At 72.2% G+C, this 13,037-nt stretch carries 9 protein-coding genes and 1 riboswitch; of the genes, 4 read left to right on the forward strand and 5 right to left on the reverse strand.

From position 1 onward, the window contains the following. Positions 1-26 precede the first annotated feature (26 nt). Entirely contained in the window at positions 27-3,632 is a 3,606-nt protein-coding gene (gene cobN, locus IF17_RS0105525) for a cobaltochelatase subunit CobN (RefSeq protein WP_030562744.1), read from the reverse strand. A gap of 119 nt (positions 3,633-3,751) precedes the next feature. Continuing rightward, a riboswitch (cobalamin riboswitch) is annotated at positions 3,752-3,831 on the reverse strand. A gap of 222 nt (positions 3,832-4,053) precedes the next feature. On the opposite strand from cobN, the gene IF17_RS0105530 reads away from it, so the two are divergent. Genes IF17_RS0105530 through IF17_RS0105540 form a run of 3 tightly spaced genes read left to right on the forward strand, consistent with a single transcriptional unit; the run spans position 4,054 to position 7,430 of the window. Beyond that, a complete protein-coding gene (locus IF17_RS0105530) occupies positions 4,054-5,232 on the forward strand; it encodes a cobalamin biosynthesis protein CobG (protein ID WP_030562747.1) in 1,179 nt (392 codons plus the stop codon). Between the two features lie 54 nt (positions 5,233-5,286). Then, on the forward strand, positions 5,287-5,913 hold the full coding sequence (locus IF17_RS0105535) for a precorrin-8X methylmutase (protein ID WP_030562749.1): 627 nt from the start codon (positions 5,287-5,289) through the stop codon (positions 5,911-5,913). 2 nt (positions 5,914-5,915) lie between these two features. After that, on the forward strand, positions 5,916-7,430 hold the full coding sequence (locus IF17_RS0105540) for a precorrin-2 C(20)-methyltransferase (RefSeq protein WP_030562751.1): 1,515 nt from the start codon (positions 5,916-5,918) through the stop codon (positions 7,428-7,430). Here IF17_RS0105540 and IF17_RS0105545 read toward each other — a convergent pair. Continuing rightward, positions 7,415-8,182, reverse strand: coding sequence for a cobalt-precorrin-6A reductase (locus IF17_RS0105545; protein ID WP_030562752.1), 768 nt, complete (start codon positions 8,180-8,182; stop codon positions 7,415-7,417). The two genes, IF17_RS0105540 and IF17_RS0105545, sit on opposite strands and share 16 nt — an antisense overlap. Positions 8,183-8,213: 31 nt before the next feature. Between IF17_RS0105545 and IF17_RS0105550 the strand changes: the two genes are divergently transcribed. Beyond that, entirely contained in the window at positions 8,214-9,323 is a 1,110-nt protein-coding gene (locus IF17_RS0105550; protein ID WP_030562753.1) for a cobalt-precorrin-5B (C(1))-methyltransferase, read from the forward strand. Between the two features lie 11 nt (positions 9,324-9,334). Here the strand turns inward: IF17_RS0105550 and IF17_RS0105555 are convergent, their stop codons facing one another. From IF17_RS0105555 to IF17_RS0105565, 3 genes are all read right to left on the reverse strand, one after another. Further along, complete coding sequence (locus IF17_RS0105555; RefSeq protein ID WP_030562754.1) at positions 9,335-10,855, reverse strand: hypothetical protein; 1,521 nt, start codon at positions 10,853-10,855, stop codon at positions 9,335-9,337. A gap of 130 nt (positions 10,856-10,985) precedes the next feature. Then, positions 10,986-12,083, reverse strand: a complete 1,098-nt coding sequence (locus IF17_RS0105560; protein ID WP_030562755.1) for a hypothetical protein — start codon at positions 12,081-12,083, stop codon at positions 10,986-10,988. 244 nt (positions 12,084-12,327) lie between these two features. Next, entirely contained in the window at positions 12,328-12,699 is a 372-nt protein-coding gene (locus IF17_RS0105565) for a hypothetical protein (protein WP_030562756.1), read from the reverse strand. Positions 12,700-13,037 lie beyond the last annotated feature (338 nt).

A 13,037-nucleotide genomic window follows, 5' to 3' on the forward strand; every position in this document is an offset into this window, starting at 1 on the left:
CGGGTAGAACGGTCAGGACGAGGAGGTCAGTCCTCCCCCTCCAGATTCCCCTCGGTCTCCAGGTAGACCTGCCGCAGCGCCTCCAGCACCGCCGGGTCCGGCTTGGCCCACATGCCGCGCGACTCGGCCTCCAGCAGCCGTTCCGCGATGCCGTGCAGGGCCCAGGGGTTGGCCTCCTGGAGGAACTGCCTGTTCTCCGGGTCGAGCACGTACGTCTCGGTGAGCTTGTCGTACATCCAGTCGGCGACGACGCCGGTCGTGGCGTCGTACCCGAAGAGGTAGTCGACGGTCGCGGCCAGCTCGAACGCGCCCTTGTAGCCGTGGCGGCGCATCGCCTCGATCCACTTCGGGTTGACGACCCGGGCGCGGAAGACGCGGGAGGTCTCCTCGACGAGCGTGCGCGTGCGGACGGTCTCGGGGCGGGTGGAGTCCCCGATGTACGCCTCCGGGGCCTTGCCCTTGAGCGCGCGCACGGTGGCGACCATGCCGCCGTGGTACTGGAAGTAGTCGTCGGAGTCCGCGATGTCGTGCTCGCGGGTGTCGGTGTTCTTGGCGGCGACCTCGATGCGCTTGTAGGCCGTCTCCATCTCCTCGCGGGCCGGGCGGCCGTCGAGCTCACGGCCGTAGGCGTAGCCGCCCCAGACCGTGTAGACCTCGGCGAGGTCGGCGTCGGTGCGCCAGTCGCGGGAGTCGATGAGCTGGAGGAGCCCGGCGCCGTACGTACCGGGGCGCGAGCCGAAGATCCTTGTCGTGGCGCGGCGTTCGTCGCCGTGCTCGGCCAGGTCGGCCTGGGCGTGGGCCCGTACGTAGTTCTGCTCGGCGGGCTCGTCGAGCGAGGCGGCCAGCCGTACGGCGTCGTCGAGCAGCCCGATCGTGTGCGGGAACGCGTCCCGGAAGAAGCCCGAGATGCGGAGCGTCACATCGATACGCGGACGGCCCAACTCCTCGTACGGGATGGGCTCCAGGCCGGTCACGCGGCGCGAGGCGTCGTCCCAGACGGGCCGGATGCCGAGCAGCGCGAAGGCCTCCGCGATGTCGTCGCCCGCCGTGCGCATGGCGCTGGTGCCCCAGAGGGAGAGGCCGACCGAGGTGGGCCAGTCGCCGTTGTCGGTGCGGTAGCGGGTCAACAGGGAGTCCGCCAGGGCCTGCCCGGTCTCCCAAGCCAGCTTGGACGGAACGGCCTTGGGGTCGACCGAGTAGAAGTTACGGCCGGTCGGCAGGACGTTGACCAGCCCGCGCAGCGGCGAACCCGACGGACCGGCCGGCACGAAGCCACCGTTCAACGCGTGGACGGCGTGCGTGAGTTCATCGGTCGTGGCCGCCATGCGCGGAACCACCTCGGTGGCCGCGAAGGTGAGGATGTCGGCCACCGCGTCGGGAAGGCCCGCTGCCACCCCTGCCACCGCCGCCGGGTCCCACTCCGCGTCGTCCATCGCCTGGACCAGCGCACGCGCCTGCTCCTCGATGGCGTCCGCGTCGGTGCGGGTCGCGGCCGACTCGTCGAGCCCGAGCGCCTCGCGGAGCCCCGGCAGCGACGCCGTACCGCCCCAGATCTGGCGGGCGCGGAGGACGGCGAGCACCAGGTTGACCCGGTCGTTCCCGGCCGGCGGGTTGCCGAGCACATGCAGGCCGTCGCGGATCTGGACGTCCTTGATCTCGCAGAGCCAGCCGTCGAGATGCATGATGAAGTCGTCGAAGCCCTCGTCCTCCGGCCGGTCCTCCAGGCCGAGGTCGTGGTCGAGCTTCGCGGCCTGGATGAGCGTCCAGATCTGCGCGCGGATGGCGGGCAGCTTCGCCGGGTCCATCGAGGCGATCTGGGCGTGCTCGTCGAGGAGTTGCTCCAGACGCGCGATGTCGCCGTAGCTGTCGGCGCGGGCCATCGGCGGGACCAGGTGGTCGATCAGCGTGGCGTGGACGCGCCGCTTGGCCTGAGTGCCCTCGCCCGGGTCGTTCACGAGGAACGGGTAGACGAGCGGCAGGTCACCGAGGGCGGCGTCCGGACCGCAGGCGGCCGACAGACCGGCGTTCTTGCCGGGCAGCCACTCAAGATTGCCGTGCTTGCCCAGGTGGATCATGGCGTCCGCGCCGAACCCGTTGTCCTCGGCGGAGGCGGCGATCCAGCGGTAGGCGGCCAAGTAGTGGTGGGACGGCGGGAGATCGGGGTCGTGGTAGATCGCGATCGGGTTCTCGCCGAAGCCGCGCGGCGGCTGGATGAGGATGAGGAGATTGCCGCGCCGCAGAGCGGCCAGGACGATGTCGCCCTCCGGGTTGGCGGACCGGTCCACGAACATCTCACCGGGCGCCGGACCCCAGTGCTCCTCCACCGACTCCCGGAGTTCCTGCGGGAGTTGGGCGAACCAGCGGCGGTAGTCGGCGGCCGGGATACGGACCGGGTTCTTGGCCAACTGCTCCTCGGTAAGCCACTCCTGGTCATGGCCGCCCGCCTCGATCAGCGCGTAGATCAGCTCGTCGCCGTCCCCGGAGACCAGCCCCGGGATGTCGGCCTCGGGCCCGAAGTCGTACCCCTCGGCGCGCAGCCGCCGCAGCAGGGCGACGGCGCTGGCGGGCGTGTCGAGCCCGACGGCGTTGCCGATCCGGGAGTGCTTGGTCGGGTAGGCGGAGAGCACGAGCGCGATGCGCTTCTCCGCGTTCGGGATGTTCCGCAGCTTGGCATGCCGTACGGCGATCCCGGCGACCCGGGCCGCGCGCTCGGCGTCGGCGACGTACGCGGGCAGCCCGTCCTCGTCGATCTCCTTGAAGGAGAAGGGGACGGTGATCAGCCGGCCGTCGAACTCCGGCACCGCGATCTGGGTGGCCGCGTCCAGCGGGGAGACGCCCTCGTCGTTCTCCTCCCACGCGGCGCGCGGGCTGGTGAGGCAGAGCGCCTGAAGGATCGGCACGTCGAGTCCGGTCAGCGCGCCCGCGTCCCACGACTCGTCGTCGCCCCCGGCCGACGCCTCGGCGGGCCGGGTGCCGCCCGCCGCGAGGACGGTGGTCACGATGGCGTCGGCGGCGCGGAGGGCGTCGATCAGCTCGGTCTCCGGCGTACGGAGGGAGGCGACGTACAGCGGGAGCGGCCGGGCCCCCGCGTCCTCGACCGCCGTGCACAGGGCGTCGATGAACGTGGTGTTCCCGCTCATGTGGTGGGCACGGTAGTAGAGGACGGCGACCGTCGGGGCGCCCTCGGGCACCGCACGGGCGGAACGTTCCAGCGGGCCCCACGCGGGGGCCGGGGCGGGCGGCTCGAAGCCGTGGCCGGTCAGCAGCACAGTGTCGGAGAGGAACCGGGCCAGCTGCTCCAGGTTGGCGGGCCCGCCGTGCGCGAGGTAGGCGTGCGCCTCGGCAGCGATCCCGATCGGCACGGTGGAGGCGGCCATCAGCTGCGCGTCCGGAGCCTGCTCACCGGTCAGCACGACGACCGGCCGCCCGGTGGCCAGCACCGCGTCGAGCCCCTCCTCCCAGGCGCGTACGCCGCCGAGGAGGCGGACGACGATGAGGTCGACGCCGTCCAGCAGCGCCGGGAGCCCGGCCAGGTCGACGCGGGAGGGGTTGGCGTACCGGTAGCTGACCGGTCCCTCGGAGGCTCGTGCGCTCAGGAGGTCGGTGTCGGACGTCGACAGGAGCAGGATCATGCTGCGTCAGGCCTTCCTCGGGGTGTCCACGCCCCGGGCGGTGTCGGAGGGATCTCCCCGCATCCGGCTCCAGGAACCGGGCGCTGCGCCCGGCTCGGAAACCGGACGCTCGGGGAAGGGAGTTCCTGACTCGCCCGGCCGGTGGTGGCGGCCGGGCTCACAGTGGCGGGACCGCGCCGGAATCTCACCGGGCTTCCTCCCCTGTCGCCGTCTGGCGATGGCGGCCTGAACGGACCACCGCCTGCATCCTAAGCGGCGGGGGTGGGGGCTGGGCAGGGGGCGGGGGTGCGGTGGTGATCACTGTTCGCGGGCGGTGGGGCGGGTGGCCGTGATCCCCTGTCCCGCAGGTCACAGGCGCGAGCCGGGGCCCTGTCCCGCAGGTCACAGGCGCGACCCCGCCGCCGGGACCGGCCCGGTCGGTATGCTCGCCGCCATGCCCGATTCCGCCCCCTCGCCCCTTTCCGCGGGCGGCGCCTCCCCCCGCGACGGCGGCGCGGCAGGTGCCACCCCCCACGCCGGCGGCGACGCCTGCCCGGGAACGCTGCGGCTGCACCGGGCGGACGACGGGGCGCTGGCCCGCGTACGCATCCCCGGCGGCGTGCTGAGCGCGGACCAGGCGGAGGCGCTGCTGACCGCGGCGGCCCGGTTCGGGGACGGTGAGCTGCATCTCACCTCGCGAGGCAACGTACAGCTGCGCGGCCTCGGTACGGAGTGCGGCGGCGAGCTGGCCGCCCTGCTCACGGACGCGGGCCTCCTGCCCTCCGCCGCCCACGAGCGGGCCCGCAACATCGTGGCGTCGCCGCTGGCGGGCCTGGACGGTTCACCGTCGGTCGGGCGGTGGCTGACCGAGCTGGACCACCTGGTCTGCTCGTCGCCCGCCGCCGCCACGCTCTCCGGCCGCTTCCTCTTCGCGCTGGACGACGGCCGGGGCGATGTGGACGCCCTCGGCGCGGACGTGACGCTGATCGCGGAGGGGCCTTCCGGGGCGGCCCTGCTGCGGATCGGGGCGGCCGACGAGGTGTTCCGGATCCCGGTCGCCGAAGCCCCGCGCGCGGCGCTGCTGGCCGCCGAGGAATTCCTGCGCGCGGCCCGGGAGTCGGGCGCGTGGCGCGTGAAGGACCTGCCGGAGGACGTACGGGCGAAGCTGGTCGGGTCCATCGGCTCGGGACCGCCGGGCCCGGCGGTCCCTCGCCCCCGCCCCCGTACCACCCCGTGGCGCGGGGTCGTCATCCTCGGGCCGGTCCCGCAGCCGGAAGCGGCGGACGCACTCCGCACGCTCTCCGAGTCCGGCCTGATCACCGCCCCCGACTCCCCCTGGACGGGCGTCGGCGCCTGCATCGGCCACCCCGGCTGCGCGAAGTCGCTGTCCGACGTCCGGGCCGAAGCGGGGGCCGCTGTCGGACCGCCCGGCAGGCTACCTGTGTACTGGTCCGGGTGCGAACGCCGCTGCGGCCACCCCCACGGGGAGTGGATCGACGTGGTCGTCACGCCGGACGGCCACCGGATCTCCCATGTACGGGGAGAGCGCCGGGACCTCCCGACGACGGTACGGAACGACCCGGCGCGGCTGGCGGCAACGGTGGCCGAGGCCCGCGCCTGAACACCCGTAACACCCTTCCTTGACGACCTCACGGCAGAAGAAAGCGACAGCACTGTGCACCAGTACGAGAAGGACGGACCGGCGATCTACCGCCAGTCCTTCGCCACCATCCGCGCGGAGGCGGATCTGGCCGGGCTGCCCGCCGACGTCAGCCAGGTCGCCGTCCGGATGATCCACGCCTGCGGCATGGTCGACCTCGTGACGGACCTCGCCTTCTCGCCGAACGCCGTGGCCGACGCCCGCGCGGCCCTGCGCTCCGGCGCCCCGATCCTCTGCGATGTGGCGATGGTGGCGAGCGGGGTCACCCGCAAGCGGCTGCCCGCGAACAACGACGTGGTGTGCACGCTGTCGGACCCGTCCGTGCCCGAGCTGGCCGCGAAGATGGGCACGACCCGCAGCGCGGCGGCCCTGGAGCTGTGGCGGGACCGGATGGAGGGGGCGGTGGTCGCGGTGGGCAACGCCCCGACGGCCCTGTTCCGGCTGCTGGAGATGATCGAGGAGGGCGCCCCGCGCCCCGCCGCCGTCATCGGCGTCCCGGTCGGCTTCGTCGGCGCGATGGAGTCCAAGGAGGCCTTGGCGGAGCACGCGTCGGGCCTGGAGCACCTGATCGTGCGGGGCCGGCGCGGCGGCAGCGCGATAGCGGCGGCAGCGCTCAACGCCATAGCCAGCGAGGAAGAGTAGTGATGAGCGAGTCCAGCGGCGGCACCGGCCGCCTCTACGGTGTCGGCCTCGGCCCCGGCGACCCGAGCCTGATGACGCTCCGGGCCGTCCAGGTCATCGGCGAGGCCGACGTGATCGCGTACCACAGCGCCCGCCACGGCCGTTCGATCGCCCGCTCCATCGCCGCGGCCCACCTGCGCCCGGACCACATCGAGGAGCCCCTGGTCTACCCCGTCACGACGGAGACCACGGACCACCCGGGCGGCTACCGGGGCGCGCTGGAGGAGTTCTACGAGAAGGCCGCGGCCCGGCTGGCGGCGCACCTGGACGCGGGCCGGACGGTGGCGGTACTCGCCGAGGGCGACCCGATGTTCTACGGCTCGTACATGCACATGCACAAGCGTCTGGCGGACCGGTACGCCACCGAGGTCATCCCGGGCGTGACGTCCGTCAGCGCGGCGGCGGCCCGCCTCGGCACCCCCCTGGTCGAGGGCGAGGAGATCCTCACGATCCTCCCCGGCACCCTCCCGGAGGAGGAGCTGACGGCCCGTCTCGCCGCCACCGACACGGCGGTGGTGATGAAGCTGGGGCGGACGTTCCCGGCGGTGCGCGGGGCGTTCGAGGCGTCGGGGCGGCTGGCGGAGGCGCGGTACGTGGAGCGGGCGACGATGGCCGGGGAGCGCACGGGCGACCTGGTGGACATCGACCCGGCGTCGGTGCCGTACTTCTCGGTGGCGGTGCTGCCGAGCCGGGTGGACGCGCCTCGGCCTTCTGGGCGGCAGGGCTCGGGCGAAGTGGTCGTCGTGGGCACCGGCCCGGCGGGCCCGCTGTGGCTGACGCCAGAGACTCGGGGCGCCCTGGCGGCGGCGGACGCACTCGTCGGCTACACCACCTATCTGGACCGGGTCCCGGTCCGCCCCGGCCAGGCGCGGCACGGCTCGGACAACAAGGTGGAGTCGGAGCGGGCGGAGTTCGCACTGGACCTGGCCCGCCGGGGCCACCGCGTCGCGGTGGTCTCGGGCGGCGACCCCGGGGTCTTCGCGATGGCGACGGCGGTGCTGGAGGTGGCCGCGCAGGAGGAGTACGCGGAGATTCCCGTACGGGTCCTGCCCGGGGTCACCGCGGCGAACGCCGCCGCAGCCCGCGCGGGCGCACCGCTGGGCCACGACTACGCCACGATCTCCCTCTCGGACCGCCTCAAGCCGTGGGAGGTCATCGCGGAGAGGCTCCGCGCCGCGGCCTCCGCCGACCTGGTCCTCGCCCTCTACAACCCGGGCTCCAAGTCCCGTACATGGCAGGTCGGCAAGGCGCGCGACCTGCTCCTGGAGCACCGCTCCCCGGACACCCCGGTCGTCCTGGCCCGGGACGTGGGCGGCCCGACGGAGAGCGTACGTACGGTGCGGCTGGCGGACGTCGACCCGGCGGAGGTGGACATGCGGACGCTGCTGATCGTGGGCTCGTCGCAGACGCGCTGGGTACAGCGGGGCGAGTCGGGCAGGTCCATCGTGTGGACGCCGCGCCACTACCCGGAGGCGTAGAGCTTCCGTACGACCCACTCCCCGGCCTCGTCGGGCGTGGCGGCCACCGGCACCCCTTCGGGAACCGGTGGCCGCCGCACCACGACGACGGGAATCTGGGCCTCGCGGGCGGCGGTGAGCTTGGGGGCGGTGGCGTCGCCGCCGCTGTCCTTGGTGACGAGCACATCGATCCCGTGCCGCCGGATGATCTCCCGCTCACCGTCAAGGCTGAACGGCCCCCGATCAAGCAGGACGTCCATATTCCTCGGACAGGGCGGCTCCGGCGCATCGACGGACCGCACGAGAAACCACAACGCATCGAGACCTTCACCGGCAAAGGCGGCGAGCCCCATCCGCCCGGTGGTGAGGAAGACCCGCTCACCGAGTACGGGCAGCAGCTCGGCTGCCTCGGCGAGCGACCCGGCGGAGTGCCAGCGGTCGCCGTCCTGGGCGACCCAGCCGGGCCGGCGGAGGGCGAGGAGAGGAACATGGGCCTGGGCGGCGGCCAGGACCGCGTTGCGGCTCATGGTGGAGGCGAAGGGGTGGGTGGCATCGACAAGAGCGTCGACGCGGTGCTCACGTACCCACTCCGCAAGCCCCTCGGCGCCCCCGAACCCTCCGACGCGCACGTCACCGGGCGGCAACCGGGGAGCGGCCACGCGCCCGGCGAGCGAGGTGGTGACGCGCACGCGCGGTTCACCGACCAGGCTCTCGACGAGCCGACGGGCCTCGGTGGTCCCCCCGAGAACAAGGACGTGCTTCACGTGCACCATGCGGAACGGACTCTTCTCATGTACGACGCTCATGACCGCTGAGGCGCGGGGCGGTCGCAGTGCCCAACTCAAGCACACGGGCCTGCGCCCCGGCTGGACGACCGGTGCGTGCGCGACGGCGGCGACGACGGCCGCGTACACGGCCCTGCTGACCGGCGACTTCCCGGACCCGGTGAGGATCACGCTGCCGAGGGGCCAGACGCCGGCGTTCGCGCTGGCGGTGGAGGAGCTGGGCCCCGGGCAGGCGAGCGCCGGGGTGGTGAAGGACGCGGGGGACGACCCTGACGTGACGCACGGGGCGCTGGTGAGGGCGACGGTACGGAGGCTGCCGCCGGGCTCCGGGGTGGTGTTCCGGGCGGGCTCCGGCGTCGGTACGGTCACCCTCCCCGGCCTGCCGCTGGACGTCGGGGAGCCCGCGGTGAACCCGGTGCCGCGCCGGCTGATGCGCGAGCACGTGGAGCGGGTGGCGGCGGAGCACGGGGAGGCGGGCGACGTGGAGATCACCGTCTCGGTGGACCACGGCGAGGAGATCGCGCGCTCGACGTGGAACGGCCGCCTGGGCATCCTGGGCGGCCTGTCGATCCTGGGCACGACGGGTGTCGTGGTCCCGTACTCCTGCTCGGCCTGGATCGACTCGATCCGCCGGGGCGTGGACGTGGCGAGGGCGGCGGGCTTGACGCACGTGGCGGGCTGCACGGGCTCGACGTCGGAGAAGACGGTGGTCGCGGAGTACGACCTCCCCGACATAGCCCTCCTGGACATGGGCGACTTCGCGGGCGCGGTCCTGAAGTACGTACGCCGCCACCCCATCCCCCGCCTCACGATCTGCGGCGGCTTCGCGAAGCTCTCCAAACTGGCGGCCGGCCACCTGGACCTGCACTCGGCCCGCTCCCAGGTCAACAAGCCCTTCCTGGCGGACCTGGCCCGACAGGGCGGCGCGACCGAGGAGCTGGCATCCCGGATCGCCACGGCCAACACGGGCCTGGAGGCACTCCGTCTCTGCGAGGCGGCGGGGGTACGGCTGGGCGACCTGGTGGCGGCGCGGGCCCGGGACGAGGCGCTGGCGGTCCTGCGGGGCGCCCCGGTGGAGGTGGACGTGATCTGCATCGACCGGGCGGGGGTGGTGGTGGGACGGGCGTAGGTTCTCCTCCCCTAGCTCTTCTGGAGAGCGCGGGTGACCCCGGCGACGATGGCGGTGGTCAGCACCCAGCCGAAGGCGATCAGCAGATAGGCCAGCCACTGAACGCCGCCGTTCGACCAGTACCACCCGCCGCGCTGCCCCAGATCGCCGATGGGCACCAGGAGGTCGAGGGTGTAGACGAAGGGCTGGAACGGACTGCCTTCGCCCTCCTTGACCGCGCTCGGCGTGTGCGTACTGAAGACCACCGTGCCCAGCAAGGTCAGCGCGAGGAGCCAGACGCCGGCCATCCAGGGCCGGTAGCCGTAGCCCACGGTCACGTCGAGCAGGTGCCCCCACACCCGCGCCGGCGGGGAGAGGGTGAGTCGCCGGTGCCGTTGTTTGGCCAGCAGCACCCGGCGGGCGTGGTCGTCATGGCCGATCTGCCGGTACCAGCCGGCGAGTTGCTCGTACGGCTGCGGGGCATAGCCGGGATTCCGCCCGACCCAGTCCAGCCGACGGGCCACCTCGTCACGCGCGCGCGTCCCGTCGGCGCCTGCCACGGCCGGGTCGCCGCCGGACCGGATGGACCCGTAGGTGAACCCGTCCAGGAGCACCTTCTCGGGCCAGCTCTGCTCGCTGTCCCGGAACCAGGTGGCCTGCGCGGACCGGAGATCCACCAGCCCTGAGGGCGTCGCCGCGAGCCGGTGGTCGAATTCCCCCACGGACATCGATGCGCAGTCCAGGGCGGTACCAGTACCGCCCCCGTCCAGATGTGCGCCCTCGAAGGTCAGCAGCCCACCTATTCGGGTCCTTGGCAGCCGCACCTCCCCTTGCGCCGTGAACCCTTGTGAGCAGTCCACGGACGAAGCGACCACGGCGCCTGCGGCCAGGGCGACGCCACCGGGGTTCTCCAGCCGTGCGCCGGGCAGGAACAGCCCGTTGAGCAACTGCGCGCCGGGCACCCGCAGCCCGCCCCGGGTCACGAGCCGCTCGCCGAAGACGCTGCCTTCCAGGACGAGGCCGCCGGCGAGCACCGCCCACTCACCAGGTCCCGAGACCTCGGCATCCTCGACCACCAGATTCGCGGCCATACGGGCGTTGATCAGGTTGAGAGCGCCGCCCGCGACAGCCGATCGCCGCAGGTCCAGATCACCCCCGATGCGCGCGAGTTCGGCGTCGACGCCCGGAACCCAGCTGTCCGCGATCACGATGGTCCGGGTCGTAGCGCCGTACAGCCGGACCGGCTCATCCAACCGGCAGCCCTCCAAGGACAACGTGTGGGAGATCTCCGCCCCTGACAGATCGAGCCGCCCACTGACACGCGCCCCCACGAGCCGCAGGGCAGCCACGGCGCCGGACCGCTCCTCCTCGTTCGCACCGAGCAGCAGCGCCGCGACGACGGCGGCACGGACGGTTCGCCCGGCCCCCCACCGAGCACCGTCAGCCGGATCATCCGCCTCTGCCACCCCGGTACGCAGATCAACGCGACGCCCCTCGGGAAAGGCGTCCCACAACGCGCGCTCCGGCGGGGTCAACTCCTCATATGACAGCACCAGTGCAGCGTAATGATCTGGGCGCCGGGAGCCTGGCGGTCGAGCGTGAATTCCTCCAGCACACCCGCACAGCCCCTGACACCACGGCCTGAGCCCCACGGCCCACAGCCCCACCGCCCCACCCCCGCGGCTACTGCTCGGCGCCGCCCCCGGCAGCGGCGGCGGCGAGCCGAGACCGCCACCCGTCCGAACCCCGCCCGGCCTCCACGGCCTTGGCGGCGTCCTCGGCAAGGTCCACCCCGAGATCGGCGGCGCGCCGCTCGGCCCACCGCGCCCAGGCGGCAGCCTGCTGGCAGTCGGGACACAAGGTCGCCCCGCCATAGGCCCGGAACACATGCTCATTCCCGGGCCCCTCACAGGTCACGAGAGGAGCAACGCGCGGAGGAACAGGAGGCACATCAGGCAGGGCAGGCGGCGCGGGCTCAGCAACGGAGGCGGGCTCAGGCGCAGGCTCAGACACGGGCGCAGGCGCCTCGGGCATCTTCATCTCCAGCCGATGCCGCAGGAACCCCACAGCGGACCGCACCCCCTTAGCAGGCAACCCACTGCTCAGCACCCGCCGGAGCTCACCGGCAGACACCCCCCGCCGCAACCACTCAACGGCCAGCCCGACCAGCTCACGAGCCTCACGAACCCCGAGACGCAACTGCCGATCGAAGTTCCGCAGGGACAACAACACCCGTTCAGCCTCGGCCTCTTGAGCCGAGAGCTCCACCACCTCCCCAGCCACGACCACGCCTTCGCCTTCACCTTCGCCTCCGCTGGGCGCTTCGGTGGGTGGGCGGGATGAGTTCTTCCCCAGTTCTTCGTCTACCGGTAGTTGATGACCGACGCTCCGAGGACCCGGCTGACCGACGGTCGGAGACTGCGCACTCGGAGAAGCCCCCGCCCCCACACCGGCCTCCCGCCACACCACAAGGGCATCGGCATCGGTCAACGGCACATTGGAGACCAACTGATGGGTGGCCCACAACCCACGCTCCCCAGCAGCCCGCCGCTCATGAACGAACCCGTTCACGACCAACTGCTCCTTGGCCCGCTGAAAGGCCCGCCCCTTGATGCCCAGCTTCTGCCCATGCTCGGACAACGCCACATGGGTCTGGTCGTCGGGCAACCCCTGCACGTACAGCAGCAGGATCTTCGCGTCACTGCACAGACGCGGATGACGCACGACATCGTGCGAGGCCTTCGTGTAGCGCCGAACAGGCGCGATAGCATGCCAAAGCATCCCGGTGGATTTCCGTTCCACTAGTTGGGTGAAGGCCCTCGGTTCGGTGCTGTGAACACCTCCGGGGGCCGCCCGATGCACACGAGGTGCGCACAGAGCGTGATGACGAAATGACGCTACCGCAGCCGGGAAGCGCCCTGCGGACAATCCGCCAATCGGCCGGGCAGACCGCAGCAGATCAACCCGCAAGAGCGAAAACCGAGTTCACGTTGACGCGCCGACCAGAATCCAGATGCGGCCCCGGTCAGCTCAGCTCCTTCTCCACGGCATCGAAGATGTCGGCATCGGTTTCCTGCTGCCAGACGGGCAGGTCGGCCCAGTCCGCCACGTAGCCCGGCTTCGGATCGTCGAAGTGCTTGAACATCTGAGCCGTCCAGCAGATCGCAACGAAGCCCCCACGCTGCTCACGTGACAACCGCGGCGTAAGCCCACCACTAACCGCAACGAACTGATGCACCTGCTCGTACATGGCCCGCGCCGCCTCACGCTCCCACTGCGGGGTGTCGTCCCACGGAGTGACGTAACCGACCTTCGGCTCCCCAGGAAAGTGCCGGCGAACCCCCGCGATCCAGGCCTCCCGAAACAGTCGTGCGCCCTCGGTCTCAGTCTGCGACATGCCATCCCTTTCTTGTCACGGCGCGCTCAGCGCGGCGATCTCAGCCCCCCAGCTCCGCCACGCGGTGGTCACGGCTCAGCTACCGAACTCGCACCACGGCGCCGGAGTTTACGGGCAGCGGCCCCAAGACTTGCGGCATCGACTGATGGCTCCCTCCGCCTCAGATCGACACAACGTGCCGAACTTCCCCGCAGTGCAGCACCGCTCCCGCATGCTGGCGGAGAACCGAAAGGAGCCGCAGCGATGCAGTGGAAGATCCACGGGGAACTCCGATCTACGAGAGATCGTCAGCAGCGGCTCCCTCGTCGGGCTCCTCTACGTACTCATGGACGAGTCGA

This window comes from Streptomyces cyaneofuscatus (assembly GCF_000718135.1).
GTDB lineage: Bacteria > Actinomycetota > Actinomycetes > Streptomycetales > Streptomycetaceae > Streptomyces > Streptomyces cyaneofuscatus.

Bases quoted from the DNA above. Each gene is read 5' to 3' on its own strand.
- cobN (WP_030562744.1), bottom strand. From the start codon at position 3,632: ATGATCCTGCTCCTGTCGACGTCCGACACCGACCTCCTGAGCGCACGA.
- IF17_RS0105530 (WP_030562747.1), top strand. From the start codon at position 4,054: ATGCTCGCCGCCATGCCCGATTCCGCCCCCTCGCCCCTTTCCGCGGGC.
- IF17_RS0105540 (WP_030562751.1), top strand. From the start codon at position 5,916: ATGAGCGAGTCCAGCGGCGGCACCGGCCGCCTCTACGGTGTCGGCCTC.
- IF17_RS0105545 (WP_030562752.1), bottom strand. From the start codon at position 8,182: ATGGTGCACGTGAAGCACGTCCTTGTTCTCGGGGGGACCACCGAGGCC.
- IF17_RS0105550 (WP_030562753.1), top strand. From the start codon at position 8,214: ATGACCGCTGAGGCGCGGGGCGGTCGCAGTGCCCAACTCAAGCACACG.
- IF17_RS0105560 (WP_030562755.1), bottom strand. From the start codon at position 12,083: ATGCTTTGGCATGCTATCGCGCCTGTTCGGCGCTACACGAAGGCCTCG.
- IF17_RS0105565 (WP_030562756.1), bottom strand. From the start codon at position 12,699: ATGTCGCAGACTGAGACCGAGGGCGCACGACTGTTTCGGGAGGCCTGG.